The organism is Paenibacillus sp. JCM 10914 (assembly GCF_001315105.1).
In the GTDB taxonomy this organism is placed as follows: domain Bacteria; phylum Bacillota; class Bacilli; order Paenibacillales; family Paenibacillaceae; genus Paenibacillus_AQ.
This window is the reverse complement of sequence record NZ_BAZR01000028.1, coordinates 1-18737: the sequence shown is the minus strand read 5'-3', so window position 1 is coordinate 18737 and position 18737 is coordinate 1. Positions and strand designations below refer to the sequence as shown.

13 protein-coding genes, 2 pseudogenes and 1 riboswitch are annotated in these 18737 nt (G+C 47.4%); of the genes and pseudogenes, 1 reads left to right on the top strand and 14 read right to left on the bottom strand.

The annotated features are described in order from the left end of the window. Window positions 1-3: 3 nt before the first annotated feature. From JCM10914_RS22545 to JCM10914_RS22525, 5 genes and pseudogenes are all read right to left on the bottom strand, one after another. Window positions 4-1020 (bottom strand): ABC transporter substrate-binding protein, encoded by a 1017-nt coding sequence (locus JCM10914_RS22545; protein ID WP_036719629.1) that lies wholly within the window; start codon window positions 1018-1020, stop codon window positions 4-6. Continuing rightward, window positions 1013-2467 carry an aryl-sulfate sulfotransferase gene (locus JCM10914_RS22540; RefSeq protein ID WP_023965029.1) on the bottom strand — a complete coding sequence of 485 codons (1455 nt, stop codon included), beginning with the start codon at window positions 2465-2467 and terminating at the stop codon, window positions 1013-1015. Before JCM10914_RS22540 ends, JCM10914_RS22545 begins: the two co-directional genes overlap by 8 nt. A gap of 39 nt (window positions 2468-2506) precedes the next feature. After that, a complete protein-coding gene (locus JCM10914_RS22535) occupies window positions 2507-3049 on the bottom strand; it encodes a MarR family winged helix-turn-helix transcriptional regulator (RefSeq protein ID WP_023965027.1) in 543 nt (180 codons plus the stop codon). A 397-nt stretch (window positions 3050-3446) separates the two neighbouring features. Continuing rightward, window positions 3447-4616 carry an MFS transporter gene (locus tag JCM10914_RS22530; protein ID WP_023965025.1) on the bottom strand — a complete coding sequence of 390 codons (1170 nt, stop codon included), beginning with the start codon at window positions 4614-4616 and terminating at the stop codon, window positions 3447-3449. A 65-nt stretch (window positions 4617-4681) separates the two neighbouring features. Further along, window positions 4682-4781: riboswitch (purine riboswitch) on the bottom strand. Window positions 4782-4885: 104 nt separating this feature from the next. Further along, window positions 4886-6105 (bottom strand): annotated as a pseudogene (locus JCM10914_RS22525) (aminotransferase class I/II-fold pyridoxal phosphate-dependent enzyme). 229 nt (window positions 6106-6334) lie between these two features. Between JCM10914_RS22525 and JCM10914_RS22520 the strand changes: the two are divergent. After that, window positions 6335-8167 carry a glycoside hydrolase family 30 beta sandwich domain-containing protein gene (locus JCM10914_RS22520; RefSeq protein ID WP_023965019.1) on the top strand — a complete coding sequence of 611 codons (1833 nt, stop codon included), beginning with the start codon at window positions 6335-6337 and terminating at the stop codon, window positions 8165-8167. Between the two features lie 75 nt (window positions 8168-8242). Here the strand turns inward: JCM10914_RS22520 and JCM10914_RS22515 are convergent, their stop codons facing one another. The 9 genes and pseudogenes from JCM10914_RS22515 to JCM10914_RS22470 all read right to left on the bottom strand — a co-directional run bounded on the left by JCM10914_RS22515 (window position 8243) and on the right by JCM10914_RS22470 (window position 18555). Beyond that, window positions 8243-9031, bottom strand: a complete 789-nt coding sequence (locus JCM10914_RS22515) for a hypothetical protein (RefSeq protein WP_023965017.1) — start codon at window positions 9029-9031, stop codon at window positions 8243-8245. A gap of 116 nt (window positions 9032-9147) precedes the next feature. Continuing rightward, window positions 9148-10107, bottom strand: a complete 960-nt coding sequence (locus tag JCM10914_RS22510; RefSeq protein ID WP_052019897.1) for a hypothetical protein — start codon at window positions 10105-10107, stop codon at window positions 9148-9150. Continuing rightward, entirely contained in the window at window positions 10043-10648 is a 606-nt protein-coding gene (locus tag JCM10914_RS22505) for an RNA polymerase sigma factor (RefSeq protein ID WP_081739877.1), read from the bottom strand. Before JCM10914_RS22505 ends, JCM10914_RS22510 begins: the two co-directional genes overlap by 65 nt. A gap of 167 nt (window positions 10649-10815) precedes the next feature. Next, the gene (locus tag JCM10914_RS22500) at window positions 10816-12990 is read right to left on the bottom strand and encodes a stalk domain-containing protein (protein ID WP_023965010.1); all 2175 of its coding nucleotides are present in this window, start codon (window positions 12988-12990) and stop codon (window positions 10816-10818) included. A gap of 166 nt (window positions 12991-13156) precedes the next feature. Continuing rightward, complete coding sequence (locus tag JCM10914_RS22495; RefSeq protein ID WP_036719626.1) at window positions 13157-14230, bottom strand: hemolysin family protein; 1074 nt, start codon at window positions 14228-14230, stop codon at window positions 13157-13159. A 70-nt stretch (window positions 14231-14300) separates the two neighbouring features. Further along, window positions 14301-15607 (bottom strand): annotated as a pseudogene (locus tag JCM10914_RS22490) (hemolysin family protein). 723 nt (window positions 15608-16330) lie between these two features. Further along, on the bottom strand, window positions 16331-16960 hold the full coding sequence (locus JCM10914_RS22480; protein ID WP_023965002.1) for a histidine phosphatase family protein: 630 nt from the start codon (window positions 16958-16960) through the stop codon (window positions 16331-16333). 337 nt (window positions 16961-17297) lie between these two features. Beyond that, on the bottom strand, window positions 17298-17705 hold the full coding sequence (locus JCM10914_RS22475) for a CBS domain-containing protein (protein WP_023965000.1): 408 nt from the start codon (window positions 17703-17705) through the stop codon (window positions 17298-17300). Window positions 17706-17826: 121 nt separating this feature from the next. Then, window positions 17827-18555, bottom strand: a complete 729-nt coding sequence (locus tag JCM10914_RS22470) for a bifunctional 2-polyprenyl-6-hydroxyphenol methylase/3-demethylubiquinol 3-O-methyltransferase UbiG (protein ID WP_023964998.1) — start codon at window positions 18553-18555, stop codon at window positions 17827-17829. Between the last annotated feature and the right edge of the window lie 182 nt (window positions 18556-18737).

Below are 18737 nucleotides of genomic sequence, written 5' to 3'. Positions count from 1 at the left end.
TCCTTACTTCAAATCGATTACGCGGTCCGGGAATGCTTCTCTGACCAAATCCAAATTCAATTTATCGTTCAGTTCAAAATCCTTCTCTATGATCCCGTTATCCACCATATAATCCTTCTGACCCTGTAACCCTGCATAAGCTTTATCCGTAAAACCAAGGTTCCATGGATTCTTCGGCAGATCCTTTAGCGTTGCTTCTTTTGGCTGCTTGACTTCTTTGTACATGATGTCCGCTGTTTCCTCCGGATTTGCCTGAGCATATGCAGACGCTTCATCCAGTGCCTTTAGAAACTGTACGAAACCTTCCTTATTGCTGTCCAGCAGTTCCTTCGCTGCGATCAATCCTGTACCGAGCCGTACCGGCGTCTTCGACATGTCCGACAGCTCTTTGGCTTCGGCAAGCGCGCCAAACTTCTCGTTCAACACCGCGCCGTATACCCATGCAGCATCGATTTCGCCTTTTTTGAGCGCTACGTAAGCTTCGTCAAAACCTCCCTGCCCGATCAACTCCACATCGGATAATGAAACCCCGTTTTCAGCAAGATAAACATCCCACAGATATGGTACGAACGTGCCTCTTGAGAAACTCAGCCTCTTCCCTTTAAGATCGGCAGCACTCTCAATCTCTTTGCGGACAAATAGCTTCCATTCGCTTGCACTCAGATCCGTCGCAGTTCCGGATGAAGCGAAGATGGCATAATCGCCTTTGCTGACCGCATTCAACAGTGGAAAATCAGCACCGAAAGCCACATCCACCTGCTTGATAAATAACGAGTTCACACCTTCGGCCGGCGTAGCAAAGTTCACTAACTCGGCATCAATCCCATGCTTGTCGAAGAATCCTTTGTTACTCGCTACTTGAAATACGGTATTCGTGGAAATATCGGCAATTTTAAGCTGAAGTCGGCTTCCTTGCTGCTCGCCTGAGGCTTTGCCGCATCCGCCGAGTACGCTGACGACGAGAACCGTACCGAGCAGCAGAAGATTCCATTGCTTCAACATATGTTGGCGTCTATTCATCGCGATCCCTTTCTTTCTGCACCGTTTCGTCTGTTCTGGCAACACACAGCGCGCCTTCGCCATAGGATATCGTGCCTTCAACTTCCACACTGGTCACGGCACCTCGAGGAGCTGCGCCCGGAAGACGGTAATCGGCTACATCGATCGGCACAATTTCCGTCTCCACGGGCAGTTCGAGCTGAGGCACCCACTCATAAGGAACCCGGTAAGCGCGATACACCATATTGGAGTTGCGGCTGTTCTTATAAGGAGAGATATATTCCCACACCAACTCATGCGCTTGCGTCACTTCGAATATGCGGCCGTCTGCCCCTTCGGTGATCAGCGTATTGCCGTTGGGAAGTCGCTGAGCCGAGCTGATATACGGACTGTAGAAGCGATAGGAGTCGAGCGGAGCCTGGAAACCGGCCTCCGTCGGAGTATACTGCCATTCAATCTCGAGGGTGACCGGGTTAATCTCCAAAATGCGGGAATGGTCGCGACGGGCGATTTTGAGTCCATCCTCCGATTCCGGATTCGGCCGCCCATATCCGCCCCAACCACCGTTGTCGAAGATCAGAATATTGCCTTCTCCGGGAAGACCTCTCGGTATGAGATGAGCATGATGCTGACCGATGATCCAGCCGATATGCTTGGTTTCTTCCGTTGAATAGTCGGGACCAAGCTTCCAGACGATGCTCCCCGTTTTTTTATCAATGATGGCAATGATATTCGTCTCTCGTGCGTCCCAGATAATATTATCGGGATGGAATCGTTCGTCGCCTGCATCATAGAATTTGTTCGATCCGAGCACCGAAGCTGAGTTAATATGCATCCAATCCCCCGCGTGGGCACCGAAGCCACGGGTATTCGGATCACGGGACAATGCCTGCTTTGCATCCTCATCAAATCCTAGCTCATGAAAGTGGTCGCTGACCGCCCACTCCCAGATGACGTTTCCTTCCCAGTCCACTTCGATGATCGTGTCATCTAGCAGCTCAATGTCGGATATTTCAGGGCGACTGACATTTTTATGTGCCAGGATGAGCGTGTTGCCTGAGTCTATCTTCGGGTCCTGCCCCGGAACATAATAACCAACGGGATTTCCCTCGCGCTGATAGTCATGATGCTGGCGTGCCATCCATTGGGCTGGATGTCCGGGATCCTCTATGTACTCATAACGGTCGAATTTCCAGACGATGTTGCCGTCCCAGTCCACCTGCACAAGATTGGTCTCATCCTGAAATCCGTATTTCGGATCGCGCTCAGATGTGCTGCCTAGGACATATCCTCCCGGAAAGAGCTTGTTCGGAAATCCCCGGAGCCCTTTCCACAAGCGAACCTCTCTGCCGTTCATGTCAATCAACAGCGCGCCCGTCTCCGCCGCCTGATAAATCGTGTAACCGCTCCATGCTTTCTCAGGGTTATATACCGTTGTGCCTGTTGGAAATATCGTTGGGTGCCCCATACTTCTCTACTCCCTCTCTGTTATGAATAAAGTCGTTCGTTAATACGAGATGAATTGATTCGTTCGTTTCTTTGCACTTGGATTCGATGGCTGCTCGACCTCCGCTGGTTCGGTTGGTGTTGGCGTCAGTTGGAGCACAGAGTCGGCGAACCCCTCCAGATGATCATTCAATTGTTTAAAAAAGCGGATCTGTGCCTGAAGCTCATCTTGCGCGAAAGAGCCGAACAGGAATTCAATCATGTAAGCCCCAACGCTTTCATTCCGCTGCAGCATCTCTCGTCCCGCCTCCGTAATCTCCAAGACGATCGACCTTCGATCGGTCTTACTCCGCCGTCTTACCGCGAATCCATGAGTCTCCAGTTTGTCGCATAATGCCGTTACCGCCCCGGAAGTGAAATCGAGTTGTTCCGCTAGTTCGCCAAGTCTTTGTTCCCCTTCGCGAAGGATCGTATTCAGGATGAGCAAGCCGGGTAATGAAATGCCTTCTACCGAAATTTTGTCCCGCTCCTTCACGAATCTGCGGACGGTTCTGCGGAAATACCAATCTGCTTCCTCTAACAAAGCCCAGTTCGTCTGTTCCATGCCGCTCCTTTCTCATGCCAATTACTGCCGTAACATACATAAAGGCTCCTGTCCCCTCTGCCATCCGCTGCAATAACGGAAACATAGAGGAACCAGGAGCCTTTGGTGGACCAATCGGCTGACCATATTGTTTAATACTAAGATAATGAACATTCATTAAATGATGACTGAATGATATTGCTTGTCGCTTAGATTAAACCAATTAATACCACCTGTCAAGTAGGAATTTAACAAATAAATGAGGACTCGCTATCAGGCAAGCCCTCATTCGTACCGTAACCCATCCGATACAAGAATCGGTACTAACATATGAATCGAGATGACCGTATTCTTCTGGTCGTCTGCTGTCCGTTAGACAGATTTAAAAGGCAGTTGCCATCATGCAACTGCCTTTATGTTACGCGTTATTACCTGGCTTCAAGACAAGTGCAGGTCTCGTTAAGGAGAAAATGGCGAATGCGAGCGAAACCATCACGACAATCCCACCAACCCAAGCCGTACTGGTAACTGTCCCGCCTTGATCGATTACAAGTCCCCCGATAGCCGAACCCATGGCAATCCCGATTTGCAAAGCTGAATTGTTGAAACTCTGCTGAATATCCGACGAGCCCGGGTCGACTTGAATCAGGTAATTTTGGAGGGGCGGTGCCAGACTCCAGCTTAGTGCCCCCCATAACATCATGACGATGATGAATACGCCTAGCGAGAAAGTAGAGAGCGGCAGCAAGAACAGTACCAGCATGAACGACGTAATGATAAAGATGATGCTTTTATTTGACCCAAGTCGATCAGCAAGCGCTCCGCCGAACGCCCCGCCTCCGACGGCTGATAAGCCGAACAAGAAGTAACAAATGCTGATCCAAGAAGGAGTTAACCCGAGCTCCGATTCTAGAAATGGCGTGAAATACGCATATACCGTGTAATGACCTGCCAGCATGAATAATGTTGCTAAATGAGCACCCACGATCTTCGATTTACCAAGTGCCTTGAGCTGAACCGATAGCGGTGTTACGGCATCTGGCTGGATGCGGTCCAGGAAGACAGAGATCAAGATCATGGAGCCGATCGATAAGAGCGCAATCCCAAGGAACAACACGCGCCAGCCAAATGCATCGCTAATCAAAATTCCGAGTGGCACGCCGAGAACCAGCGAAGAACTGATTCCCATGTAGATGACGCCCAGTGCCTTAGCTCGATGTTCCGGCTTGGCTACCTTCGCCGTTATCGTGAGAGACAGCACAATGATAAGAGCGGTGCTCATTGCCGTTAACACCCTAGCTGCCATGAACATTGGGAAGTTCGGACTGAGATAGGCGAGGATATTCCCGACAAAAAACACGGCTAGTGAGATAAGATACAACCGCTTGCGTTCGACCTTGGCGGTCAATGCTAGCAGCACCGGACCAGAAACAGCAAATACAAGTGCAAATACGGTAATCAATTGCCCTGCCGTACCTAGGGTTATATTCATATCATGCGCGATCAGCGGCAGGATGCCGCCTACGATCAATTCGACCAAGCCAACGGATATCGTGGATATGGCAAGGATAAGCACTTTCAGATTCATTCGAAGAGAATCCCCTTTCTTAGATGTCTATGCCTTTATAAAGTCATCAAAAAATCCCGATTACAAAAAATGAAATCATTTTCTGTAATCAGGATTTTACGGTTCCTGGTAGAGACCCTCAGACCATATTAATGAGGTTATACATAGAAATTATCATATTCTGTTCGAAACAATTGTTGTTAAATTTATCACACTTTTAACATAAGATCAATATGTATTAGTGGAATTCACTTGATAAAAACGTTTCAATCGATCGTATCCGCTCGATCTTACTCATACTCCTTCAGAAACGCGCCAATGCGGCAAGCCGCTTCACGCAGCAACGCTTCCTCTTGCACAAGGGCAATCCGCACATACCCTTCGCCTTCCGTACCGAATGCGTCGCCAGGGATAACGGCTACACCTGTTTTTAGCAGCAATTCGCGCGCGAATTGCCTGGAGTTCCAGCGCCGCGACCCTTCTCGCAGCGACTCGGGCAGCCTCGCCCATAAGAACATCGTTGCTCGTGGTTTGTCGACATGCCACCCTGCTTCAGCCAGCACGTCCACCAATGCATTACGGCGCGATTCATATAACGGAGCCGCTCCCAATCGCTCGCGTGGCACCTGCATCGCCTGCTTCAGTGCTTGAATGGCAGCCGCTTGAATCGGCCTGAACACACCAAAATCAATGTTGCTCTTCAGCGCACGCAGGGCACTAACGGCATCCGCATTACCCGTCAAGAAACCGATTCGACACCCAGCCATATTAAAACTCTTCGAGAAGGAGTGAAACTCGACCGCGATGTCCATCGCTCCCTCTACTTGCAAGATGCTAATGGGCTGATAGCCGTCAAAGCCCATCTCAGAGTATGCAAGATCATGGACCACTAGTACATCCCATTGCCTTGCTTTATCGATTAACTTCTGAAAGAATTCCTCGTCAGCCTGTACCGCAATCGGGTTACCAGGGAAGTTAAGCAGAATGAAGGTCGCCTTGCTCCACACTTCATCTGGAATACTGTCCAAGTTAGGGATAAATCCATTCTCCTCAAGGAGTGGTAGATACCACGGAACGACTCCCGCCACGGCCAATGCGCCAGCATAAATCGGATAACCCGGATTGGGAACAATAGCAATATCCCCAGGGTTACATACTGCTTGTGCGAGATGGGACAGACCATCCTGCGAGCCCATTAGAGACAGTATCTCCGTCTCTGGATCAACTTCAACACCGAAGCGATATTTCATCCAGCAGCCGACTGCTGCCGGAATTCCAACGTTCCTCTCGTGCCGGGATAGTTATAATTCGTCTCTTGAAGGGCTTCTTGACTGAGACTTTCGCGAATTTCACGGGATGGTCCCTGATCCGGGCTGCCGATGCTTAAATCGATCAGCTTCTTCCCCGCTTGCACCGCCTCTTGCTTCCACTCTCCAACCTCTGCGAATATCGACGAGCCGAGATGTGACAGCTTGTTCGCTCGAAAACGTGCCTGCTGTGTAGGTTCAATAGGTTGCTTTAGCAAGGAGTTCACCCACTTTTTTTCTTCTAGTATAGCATGAAGGGACCAAGCAAGCCGAGAGTGAACAAGTATGTAAACGCTTTATTATCGTAAAAATGAATACCTTTTCGAAAAATGATACAGTAAAAACGTTTTAACAAGATGGTAAGATAATCCAAGAAAGGAGGTTTATTGATATTGATAACCGCAGGGATTAATTAATGAAAGGGGATTATTCATGGGATTGTGGAAACTGAATTTCAAAAAAACGTTACTCGCGCTAACTATGGTATCGGTTCTATTAAGTGGTACGACCGTCGGCTTCTCTTCTGTTCAAGCAGCAGGGCCATCTGTAGAGGTATGGCTGACCCGAGATAATTTAAGCACTGCCCTGCAGAAGCAGAGCAATGTTACCTTCCAGCCTGATAGTCCGGGCAATCAGAAGACGATTGATGTCAATGAGTTTGTGCAGTATCAACAGATGGATGGTTTTGGAGCGTCCATGACGGATGCATCCGCGTGGCTAATCAGCCATCGACTCTCCGACTCCAAACGGGCTGAAGTCATGGAGCGTTTGTTCGGGCAGTCCGGTATCGGACTAAGCTTGCTGCGCCAAACGATCGGCGCCTCGGATTTTAACTGGGAGATGTATAGCTACGCCGATACGGCCGGTGACTGGAATCTGAACAATTTTAGCATCAATCGTGATAAACCTTATATTATTCCGACGGTTAAGGCAGCCATGGCTAAAAATCCGCAGTTGAAAGTCATGGCATCACCGTGGAGCGCCCCAGGCTGGATGAAATCTACCGGCTCTATGATTGGTGGATATCTGAACCATAATTCGTATGAAGTTTATGCCCAGTACCTGCGCCGGTTTATTCAGAGCTACCAAGCGGAAGGCATTCCGATCTATGCCATCACGCCTCAGAACGAACCTTTGTATAACGGTTCAACGGAATACCCGACCATGTATATGTCCGTATCGGATCAAACCAAGTTCATCCGTGACAACCTTGGGCCTGCCCTGCGTAACAACGGGTTACAAACCAAGATTATCGCTTACGATCACAACTACGATCAATACACTTTCCCTAGAGACGTCTTGAATGATGCTGGGGCGGCTTCGTATATTGCAGGCAGTGCCTTCCATCATTATGGTGGTGACGTTTCGGCCATGACCACCCTTCATAATCTGCACCCGAACAAGGATATCTGGTTTACCGAGGGCGGCTTTGGCTCTTGGAACGACGGATTCAAGAATCAAATTCGCGAGATGATCAACGTCACGCGTAATTGGTCCAAATCCTATATCCTGTGGAACATTGCACTTGATCAGAATAATGGTCCTTCCCTGCTCGGCAATAGCATCAATTACGGTATGCTCCGCATTCGTTCCGACGTGAATGATCAGGTTACGTACAACAATCAATACTACGCCATGGGACACTTGAGTAAATTTGTAGTGCCAGGAGCGTATCGTATCGACTCGAACACGTATGCAAATAGCCTTGATAACGTAGCATTCCAGAACCCGGACGGCTCCAAAGTGCTTGTGGTGGCCAACTCGGAGAACCAGAATCAGACCTTTAAAGTACGCTTTGGCAATCAATCATTCACTTACACCATCCCTGCTAGCTCTGCTATGACATTCAAATGGTATGGCGATGCCGTTCGCGACATCATCTCCTTCAAAGCTTCGGCCAACGGCAAGTTTGTAGTAGCCGAGAACGGGGGCAACAGCCCATTGATCGCGAATCGCGACAGTGTCGGTGGTGCATGGGAATCGTTCGAACGGATCAATCTCGGGAACGGGAACTACGCCTTTAAATCGATGGCGAACGGCCGCTTCGTAACGGCTGAAAATGCAGGGGCCTCCCCATTAATTGCTCGCAGCGGCTCTGTCGGGACGTGGGAGACCTTCCAGGTTGCTAATGTCAGCGGAGGCGTCACATTACGCGCAGCTGCGAATAACCGTTTTGTCAGCGCCGATAACAGCGGTGCCTCTCCGTTGATCGCGAACCGCACGTCCGCGTCCGGATGGGAAACGTTTCAGATTACAGTGCACTGATCTACCTCAGACAAGTAAAAGCTTACGCCGTTTCATCAGGGCGTAAGCTTTTAATGTTAGGGAGGATTGAAACGCTTATTCTGCCAGCATTTTCTTGGCAAAGCTTAATACGTCCCATTTGGCGCTCTCAGCCCAGATCGTATAGCGGACTTGATGATCTTCATCGATCCATTCGAGGTAATCCCGACCCTTCTTATTGTTCGTATACGTACATTCCACGCCATGTATGACGATGGTTTCTGTTGTTACGTCAGGGTTATCAATAGGTACCGGCGTTCCGCCAATCGGTTCAGACCGTTGAATATGCGTTGCCACGACATCCAGTTTCACTTTGCCTTTTTCGTAGCTTAAGAGTGCTGTATCTGCTTTATCCGCTTTAAATGGTTTGCTGAAGTAAACTTTTTTGTTCCCTTTCGAAGCCTCGGCTTTTAATTGCTTCTCAAGCTTTTGATATACATCCGAGGTCTTCGCAGGATTCTCCAAGTAGAGAATCGCCGACTTGTATTGATACCCGCTCGGCAGCGTATCTGGTTTAGTCGGTGATGGGGCTAGCATGACTTCCGCTTTCCCTAGGAACTCCTCATAGTTGTCGTACACAAAGCCTTTGCTTATGAATTGAATACGGTCCAACGGATTACCCGATTGATTGGCAATATAATAAGCTGCGACTTCTCCAGGCTTGAGTTTCTTACTCCACTCTTCAATCTGACCATCAATAGATACGGACGTGTTCTTCTGAGCTGCTGCCTGTTTTGCGGTATTAGCTTTACTCTGATTTGGTGCCGCTTCTGCAGCGTAAACATTCACTGACCCGATCATCATCATTGCTGAAAGCATGAGTGCCAATTTTGTCTGCTTCTTCATTTGCTTCGTGCTCCTTTCGGCTCATAGCCTATGTGTGTTTGATTTTCACTACGTATAACACCTTGTTCACACGAAAGGAGACACTGATTTACATTTTATTTTATTAGTTACAAATATTATTCAATGATCATACTCTCGGCAATTTGGATAAACTCTTCATTGGATAGCGCACTATGCATGATATCATTGATCATATACAAATCCCTCTCGTCGTCGCTTCTCCAGGATAATGACCTCTTCGAAGAGGAAACCGCAGACAGAATCATCTCCTTCCCCTTTACCGTTACTCTTATCGCTTGATCAGATCGAATCTGTGGACTTTTAGTATCAGAGAAGACAACAAGATTAAAGGTTTTTTCTCCGTTCCGGAAATACATCACGGTTGAGTCCGCTTTGGTTGTATTCATAATCTTATAGTACAAACCTTGTACTTCATCGGTCTTTTCCGATGATGCTTGCAGCTCATGCATTAAGCTCTGATATTCCGGTTTATTCGCAAACTTATATTCAGTAGGCAATCCCCGCTGAACTACCCCATAGTCAAAGACATATCCCTCCGGAAGATACGATGGATTCAGGACCACCGGCGCTTTCATCTCTACCATGTCTTTAGCTAGATCATCATAATGCTTGCGCTCCATAGCATGAAAATAATATTCAATTTGGGGCTCTTTGGAATAACGTGTGTCCTCTATGTAATAAGCTGCTAATTCACCCGGCTTAAGACGCTTGCTCAATTCTGACTGCGCTTCTTCCCTACGCTTTTGCTTATAATCCGAATCTGTATACTGTATAGCAGGAATGGTAGAGAGAATGATTATTCCTTCCTTGTTCTTGATTTGAAGATACTGGTTGTTCGCATATACCGTTAGCGACGACAGCACCAATATCGCGGTCAGTGCGACGGAGAGCAATTGCTTCTTGCGTCGAGGCTTATCTTCTCCTTGCCGTTGCCGATGAATCTCCCTGACCTTATCCATGATGGCAGGCGTTACATTCAGCTCGGCATCATCAATGGATTGTATCTCCATGCTTCTCAGTCGTTGGTCCTGTTCCGGGTGTTCTGAATTCCTCATGGTCCCGCCCCCCCTTTTCCTTAATCAATTTCATGACCTTGTCCCTCATCCGCCCATATTTCTTTTTGACCGCAGCCGTGTTCTTACCTAAGATCAGTGCAAGTTCAGCGAATGGCCGTTCCTCAAAAACTCGAAGAATCAACAAATGACGCTCCTCGGCGGATAGCTTCTTCATCGCGTACTCCAGCGGTTCACTGAACCACTTCCGTTCCAGCGTAGCTTCCACACTTTCGACCATTGCCGCTGATTTTAGCACATGATTGAAATGCATTCGAACTTTGCGCTTTCGCAGCAAATTTAAGCAGTGATGATAGGCGATTTTGTACAGCCATGCGGAAAAGGAGACTTTCTCTTCGTACATATGTATTTTGGTGAATGCTTTTATGAATATTTCCTGCACTGCATCCTGCGCATCTTCTTTACACCCGAGCATTCGGCAGCAATATATGTAGATTTGCCTTTTATATGTTTCAACGATCGGCTCAAAGCTATCCACTTCCCCAGCCTTCACCCGTCGCACGCATACTTCTATCGATTCCAAGACAAACGCGCACCCCGCTTTCCTGTAATACGGTGTATAACACTTCTGCATGCAAAAAAGAGACAGAATCCAAAAAATAAAATCGTTACACATAAAATAACCCCTTACAAGTTGCAAGTAAGGGGTTAATATGAAATGCATTATTCTTGTTTGATCAGATCCGTCACTTAGCGCACAACCTCAGGCAGCGGCGTGAACAAGAGGTTAATCGGCAAGTTACTACCCGGTGCGGCTGTCAACATAATCTCGACCTTCTGTTCATACTGCCCTGTCCGGTAGAGAACGGCTTGCTCGCCGGTCGCTACTTGACCCAATGAGTAGATCGGAATGATCGAGCCATTAACCGTTGCGTAACCTGAATACTTACCACCGCGAGGATTAAAGGAAATTAACGTCTCCGCTGCTACACGGTCGAGCGTGATTTTGTACAGCACTCCGAAGTTACCGGTATTGTGCGTAATGTCACCCACCATCGGGTCCCTACCTTGCAGATTCGGATCGTCGAAGTTATCTCCCAGAATCAGACGCTGCGGTACAGCTCCAACTAGATCGGAATACTGAATGATACGTGTTGAATCTGGATAGGTTCCGCGATTATGCACGCCGTCCCGATCGAGAATTGGCAATTGACCGAGCACTTTCAATGGGTCTGCTTTGTCGTCGATCATGATCACATCGAACTGTAACGGCAGATCGCTGTACATATCCGAGTACAAGGAGATCACATGGCCTTGCTTCATGCGGATTGCACTCAACTCGGTCATAACGAGCTTCTGCTCGCCTGGAGCGAGTGTGACGCTCATCTGCTTCGACAGGTCCTGCATGGACTGGAAGTAGTTGAGTACGGAACGTTTCCCCGCAGCTGTTGCGATTGGAGATGGCCCTGCAAATCCTAGATAATCTTGTCTAAGTTCCACAGGAACCGTGTTCTTATTCGTTGCAACAACATACATCTTCACATCTTTATTCAAGTTGTTCACATGGTGAATCATGAATCTCATATCCCCGCTCGCCGTTTCACGATACACGATACCTTCGCTGTTTACGGTTTCCGGGCTGTTGCTGCGGATCAATGTGCTTGGTTCGTTGAAGAAATCATAATTGATCTTCGGCCGGGATGTAACTGCTTCTGTGAATGAATATTTCTCCCCTGCTGGTATAAAGAGCTTGTTGAAATCATCTTCATTATACAACGTCTCTGAATTTACATATATGGTCTTCTCGTAGCTTGAGCTTAGTCCCTTCTTGTCCGTTACCGTCAAACGAATCGTATGAACACCTGGTGTGAAGAAAGCATAAGCATTGTTCTCCCACTTGTATGTCAAATCCTCGCTCTTATCCTGATCGTCGGAACTGAGGTTTGTGTACGTAATCAGTTCACCCATCTTATATTCGGACTTGTCCGTCTCGAACATCGCCACTGGAGGCAAGTTCGGTTGGAGAACGGTAATCGTCTGACTATATGGATCACTCCATGTTCCGGTCGAATCCTGAACCGAATACGTTACGACATATTGGCCGGGTTGATCGAACATCTCACGATTGCCTTCCCAGCGTTCATCGATAATCTCGCCTTCGGCATTCTCCACCTGCGGTGTGTAAGTAACTGTGGTCTGTCCTGCAAAAATCTCTTTCGGTCCGACTGTAAACTTCGCCACCGGCTTGGTTTCGAGGCTCATGATTACGCGCTTACCGACATTATCAACTTTGTAAGGAATTTCGAGTGCCTGCATAATCGCCGTCAAAGGAACCATAAACGTGTTCTTGGTCTGATACGAGGTCCCTTTCATAGGTTTGACAACACCATTAACGGTATATTTGTCACTGTCCGTCTTAAAGCGAAGCTCATTGCTTCCCTTGGTTATGATGGTTTCTTTGGTCTTGCCATCATATTTCACGTTGAACCCTACGCGATCCACAAGTGCCCGTATCGGTACATACGATACGCCTTTAACCACTTGCATCGGTTGCGGGGAGTTGTATGTAACACCATCATGGACCATTTTGGTACTGTTAAAATGAAGGATGAGTTCTTTACTACCGCTTGCAACTTGATTATTGGCTTTAACCTCATTAGCTGTATTTTCAGTTGCCTGAGCTTCATTCGTAGCTTCCTGAGCCTCGCCAGAGGTCGTTTCTACCGGTGCTTCCGAATCCGTGGCTTCATCACCAGTCGATTCTTGCGTGTTGACTTCTCCGGTCTGATCCTGGGTTTGCATGGTTTCCTGGGTGGCTTGAATCGGTGTCTTGTCTGCGGCGGTTGCATCCGCGCTTACCGGATATGCTGCAGCAATATGAGCGACAGCCAATACGGTAAGCAGTGAGCGTTTCTTTAATTTCATTACATGACTCCTTCTGATACTTTTTTGATATTTTCCATAAGGTCACTCTATTAGACGTAAATTTTGGCAAAAAAGTTTCTCTCGAACACCAATATATTTGGAAAAAATCCCGTTCCATAAAGAATGCCTCCCCGCTTCCTAAACGGAAGCGAGAAGGCATATGACATTAAGTGGATATGCTAGGTCTCATCAGCTCACGAGGATCTGATTCATCTCGGATATCTCCGACGATTTCCTCCAATATATCTTCCATCGTTACAAGACCAACAAGCTCATGGGCTGCATTCGTCACGATAGCCACATGGACTCGGCTCTGCTGCATTTTGATGAGAACGTCTTTGATCGGAGAAGACTCTGAGAAACGCGGCATCGGATGGACAAATTCTCGAAGTTTCGAGTTCCTTCCGGCCGCAAGACTGGTCAGCATCTCTTTCGTATTAATAAATCCGATGATTTGATTCTGCTGACCCGCTTTGGTTACCGGATACCTTGTGTAATCGTGTTGATCCAGCACCTGCATAATGTTATCTAAGGACATGCCTTGCTCAAGTGTAATCATGTGTTCACGTGGAATCATAATCTCTTGCAGCTTGCGCTCGTCAAAAGCAAAGATGTTCTTCAAATACTCAAGCTCCGTCTTGTTAATCTCACCACTCTCATAACTCTGATCAACGATCCATTTCAATTCCTCTTCGGAGTGGACCGTTTCATGACCGGCGGGCTTTACCCCAAAGAGACGGAGTAATAAAGTCGCGGCTCCATTCAGAGCATAGATGAACGGGTACATAATCCGACCGAACCAGTACAACGGTGTTGCCAGCATTAACGTCATCTTCTCAGCGAACTGAATAGCCAGCGTCTTGGGTGCCAGCTCGCCCAGGACAACGTGCAAGAACGTGATGATCGATAAAGCGATCGCATACGAGAGCACTGTCGCTACAGCGGCCGGGACATCGAATCGCTCGAACAACGGATGGAGCATCCGCTCCACCGTCGGTTCACCAAGCGCACCCAACACGAGCGCTGTAATCGTAATACCCAGCTGACACGCTGACAGATAGTAATCTAGCTCGTGGGCTACTTTTTTGGCCATAATCGCTTTCTTGTTGCCATCTGCAATCAACTGGTCGATTCTTGACATTCTGACCTTCAATATAGCAAATTCGGCGCCGACGAAGAACGCGGTCAAACCGATGAACACGGCCACTAAAACTAAGTTTAATCCAATTATTCCGTCCAATGATTTCCCTCTTTATCGAGGGATTCACCTCCACATTATATTCATCTCAAGTTGCCGGGTGATCCTACCACTATTCCGATACGCTATATTTCAATACGACTTGTTTGATCTGATAATTATCCGTCTCGGCTACAGTCCAGAGGTGCTCATCCTGCTTAATCTGATCCCCATCCTGAACCGTATTCTCGCTTCGGTATTGGATCCATCCACCAATCGTATCGACCTCTTCCCGATCCTCGAATACCAAGCCGAATCGACGTTCAAGATCATCCAAGAGAACACGACCGTTGATCATATATTCCTGATCTCCTGTCTTCTGTATATCCGCAACTTCATCAGCATCAAATTCATCTCGGATTTCTCCGACAATCTCTTCCAGAATATCCTCCATCGTCAGGATACCTGATGTGCCGCCGTATTCATCGATAACGAGCGCCATATGGACGCTCTCCTGCTGCATTTTCAGCATGGCTTCATGAATAGGAGTCACCTCAAGCACGATCGGTAAACTGCGGATGAACTCTTCCAGTTTATATTCTCTTCCCGCAACGATATGCGGCAGCATCTTCTTCGCATTAACAACGCCAACAATATGGTCCTTGTTACCGTTTTCCGTCACCGGATAACGGGTGTAATTGTTCTCGTCCATGACGCTGATAATCTCGGCATCGGACATGCTCTTATCCAGCGTTACCAATTCCATCCGAGGTACCATGATATCCTTCGTTACCCGTTCGTCAAAGGCAAATACGTTCTCCATATAGCAAGCTCGGTTTGATTAATCTCGCCGCCTTGGAAACTCTGGGTCATAATAATTCGCAGTTCGTCCTCGGAGTAAATCTCTTCGTGCCCGGCTGGCTTTACACCAAATGCACGAAGTAAGACCCGTGAAGTCCCATTTAATGCCCATATGAACGGATACATGATTTTACCGAACCAATAGAGTGGTGCTGCAAGCAGCATCGTCATCTTCTCCGCGAATTGAATCGCCAGGGTCTTCGGTGCCATCTCTCCGACAACAACGTGCAGGAACGTCACGAGAATAAAGGCAATCGCATAAGACGCGATCGAAGATGTGGATTGTGACACGTTAAGCCATTCAAATACCGGATACATCAAGCGCTCCACTGCTGGTTTACCGATGGCACCAAGTCCGAGTGCCGTTACGGTAATTCCGAGCTGACAAGCGGAGAGATAATAGTCGAGATCGCTCGCTACTTTCTTGGCCATAACCGCCTTCTTATTGCCTTCCGCGATTAATTGATCGATACGCGACATTCGAATTTTGACGACCGCAAATTCAGATGCGACAAAGAACGCTGTAAGCGCAATCAATATAGCGAGTATGATTAAGTTCATGATGGTAATAATGTCCAATTATTTCCCTCTCCTGAGGGATTCACCTCCAGAAATAATTACAGCGGCTGAAGAGGCATAGGATGTTGCTGATACCGCCCGTAACCAGCTGCATTGTGTGTAATGTGTTGATTGAAATCGGTGTTGGACGAACGGAATTAATTCCGCAGCTTCAGCAAAACAAAATAACGCCTTCCCAATGTGTTTCCTCCTCTCCGACTGTCATGATTTCTGTCTTACAAACCAAATTATATCATGATACCTCCCAAACCATCCAGTTGTACGTCATGGTTCGGGAGGCAGCCAGCCGGTGGAATTCACACAATGCTCACTTGATTTTTTCCTGAATTCCTCCTAGTTTTACCATCTATTCAGGACGATATTCGGTTTGGATAACAATCAAAACAAGTAGATACCCCTAAAGTCGTCTGAACTTGCAAAGGTCCCCTTCTTACTTCTTGCAGTGGATGGATGCGCGGTTTTCCGGCAGTTCACTGGTGATCACCAATGAAAAAAATTCCTGCAAATATGCAGGAATTCATGGACCGAAGATTCGATATATACTAAAAGCCTGCAAATGTGCAGGCTTTTTGCTCATTTTATGGCTAATCCGATGAATGGAAGATGAAAACCTGCACATACGCATCTTTTTCTGCTAAAGTGATCAAATCCACTGAAAATACCTGCACTTTTGCATCCTTTAGGTAAACACGGACAAATGTGCCAGAGACAGCGCTGCAGGCATCATCTCAAATGATCCTGAAGATTGGTCGCTGCAATGATCTTCTTGCCGGAAGGAGAGTACCTCCATATATGTACACCTGTATCGCCAGTAGGAACGTATACCTCGGTATGATAGGGAAGATTCATGAAACTGCGGAACAGCATCGAGATCATACCGCCATGAGAAACAATGCACACGCTATTAATAGCAGACTCATGATCAAGTTGATCCAACAACTTGGCGATGAACGTCTCAGCCCTGGCCCGAAAATGAATATCCGTTTCCCCGGCCTCGATCGCATCATAACGTTTGCGGCCGCCAACAGGTATCGGATATTTGCGCAATGCCTCTTCCCGCAGCATTCCGGCAATCACCCCGTTATTTAATTCCATCAAGTCCTCATCGTATACGATCGTAGTTTGTGTTGCTAACGATATTGCCGTTGCCGTCTGTTTCGCCCGCTCCAAGGGGCTGGAGAAAATCGCATCAAGCTTATAAGCATGTTTCATCCAATCCGCCAACTGTTGGGCCTGTTCCAAACCAAGCGCCGTTAATGAAAAATCAGCTCGCCCTTCGCATCGATTCCATATATCTGCTTCCGATATACCATGGCGAACCACGATGATCTCTACGATACGCTGCTTTTCCATAGCTCCCGTATCCTCCTGAATGCTAATGGTTCTTCCTATTTCGAACTTCCTTAATTAATAAGTCCAGTCTTGCAATGATGCGTTCATCGTTGTGCTGCTTTTTCTTAAGTCTTACTTCAATGATTATGACTTCAATAATTAAAAAAACGATTAGAACATAGATCAAGATGACAAAGCTCCTTCCATATATGACATCAAGTTATGCCACATCAAGGAGACGCAGACGAACTACAGAGCGAAAATCCCTTGTTACCTGAATTTACAGTCCGCCGCACATACCCTAAGATCACCTTGCCATCTTGATATGCTGGCAAGGTGACAATCTTATGGCCGAATATTAATCCATGATGTTACTAGTATAATATTCAATAATGTCTTTGCGACGAATGATACCGATGAAGATCTCGCCTTCTTCTACTACAGGCACAAAGTTCTGGTCGGCTGCCAATTCCAGCATGTCATCCAGATTGGCTTGAATGGAAACGCATTCATTATAGATGCGGCGATTGATGTCGGATACCTGAACGGTGTCCAGATTATCAAACGTCAATCCCGGTGTATTCTTCATCTTCCAAAATAAATCGCCTTCGGAAAGCGTGCCTACGTACTTATCGTTCTCATCAATGACGGGTATTGCTGAATAGTGGCTCTTCTCCAACATATCCATCGCCTCTTGCATATTGGCCGTTGCATGGATATAGGCTACCTTGTCTTTGGCAAACAGAAAATCAGATATTCTCATCATCCGAATCAGAACTCCCTTCTATCATGATCTGGTTCAACGTATCCCTTAATTTTATACGTAATTCGGGATAAAAACCACCCATAAACATGACAGAGAGATTACACTTTGTGATTTGTTTCGTTTATTTTCGTGCCGTAATCAGCAAGAACATCGGCCGATGACGTTCTTCTTCCCACTCCGGATGTGCTGCAAGCTGCTCCTCGGAGGGGCCCCAATCTTCGACGTGAGTAATAATAAAACCAATCGATATCAGCATGTTCAGATAAGTTCCCATCGTTCGATGCTGCTTCACGACCCCTTGAGCCAGCCAGTTTGTTGTGCGTACGCCTTCATATTGATAGCTGTCAACGGGCCAAGTCTTATGCCCATCCGGATGCTGTATCCAGCCCGCGTTACTGGACGCGGTATAGATCGGATGCTCCACCGAGCACACCAAACTCCCTCCGGGCTTCAGCCCGTCATACGCTTGCTTCAACAATCCCATCAAATTCTCAATATAATGGAAAGCGAGTGAGCTATACACCAGATCATAGGCCGCAGGCGCTAATTGGAGAGATTCCAAATCCGCTCTTTCGTATCTAATATGTTCGTCCTGAGTCTCCGCCTCTGCCCTTGTCAGCATATTCTCGGATACATCAATGCCAAGTACTGAGACCGCACCATGCTGCCTTGCCCAGCGGCAAAACCAGCCGAGCCCGCAACCCAAATCAACGATCTGGGCCCCCTCAAGACGGGGAAGCAAAGACCGAATCGTGTCCCATTCTCCAGCTCCATCCAGACCGTGTACAGAACGGCTCAATTGACTGTACCCCTCAAAAAATTGATGATTATCATATATATTTTGAGTCATGTCATTACTCCCCTTGCTCACTTTTATGTTTTGTCGCTTTCTCCAGCTTCTCGCCCAGTAATGCCAGCGCTTCGCGCAATATATCTAATGGAACTTCGCGATACCTCTCACCTATACTTATCTCCGTACGGCAGCGTAGTCCTTCTTCATCCACGAGATAACTAATTAATCCCACCCCCGTC

Excerpts from the sequence above, each read along its gene's own strand:
- JCM10914_RS22545 (WP_036719629.1), bottom strand. The coding sequence starts at position 1,020 with ATGAATAGACGCCAACATATGTTGAAGCAATGGAATCTTCTGCTGCTC.
- JCM10914_RS22540 (WP_023965029.1), bottom strand. The coding sequence starts at position 2,467 with ATGGGGCACCCAACGATATTTCCAACAGGCACAACGGTATATAACCCT.
- JCM10914_RS22535 (WP_023965027.1), bottom strand. The coding sequence starts at position 3,049 with ATGGAACAGACGAACTGGGCTTTGTTAGAGGAAGCAGATTGGTATTTC.
- JCM10914_RS22530 (WP_023965025.1), bottom strand. The coding sequence starts at position 4,616 with ATGAATCTGAAAGTGCTTATCCTTGCCATATCCACGATATCCGTTGGC.
- JCM10914_RS22520 (WP_023965019.1), top strand. The coding sequence starts at position 6,335 with ATGGGATTGTGGAAACTGAATTTCAAAAAAACGTTACTCGCGCTAACT.
- JCM10914_RS22515 (WP_023965017.1), bottom strand. The coding sequence starts at position 9,031 with ATGAAGAAGCAGACAAAATTGGCACTCATGCTTTCAGCAATGATGATG.
- JCM10914_RS22510 (WP_052019897.1), bottom strand. The coding sequence starts at position 10,107 with ATGAGGAATTCAGAACACCCGGAACAGGACCAACGACTGAGAAGCATG.
- JCM10914_RS22500 (WP_023965010.1), bottom strand. The coding sequence starts at position 12,990 with ATGAAATTAAAGAAACGCTCACTGCTTACCGTATTGGCTGTCGCTCAT.
- JCM10914_RS22480 (WP_023965002.1), bottom strand. The coding sequence starts at position 16,960 with ATGGAAAAGCAGCGTATCGTAGAGATCATCGTGGTTCGCCATGGTATA.
- JCM10914_RS22475 (WP_023965000.1), bottom strand. The coding sequence starts at position 17,705 with ATGATGAGAATATCTGATTTTCTGTTTGCCAAAGACAAGGTAGCCTAT.
- JCM10914_RS22470 (WP_023964998.1), bottom strand. The coding sequence starts at position 18,555 with ATGACTCAAAATATATATGATAATCATCAATTTTTTGAGGGGTACAGT.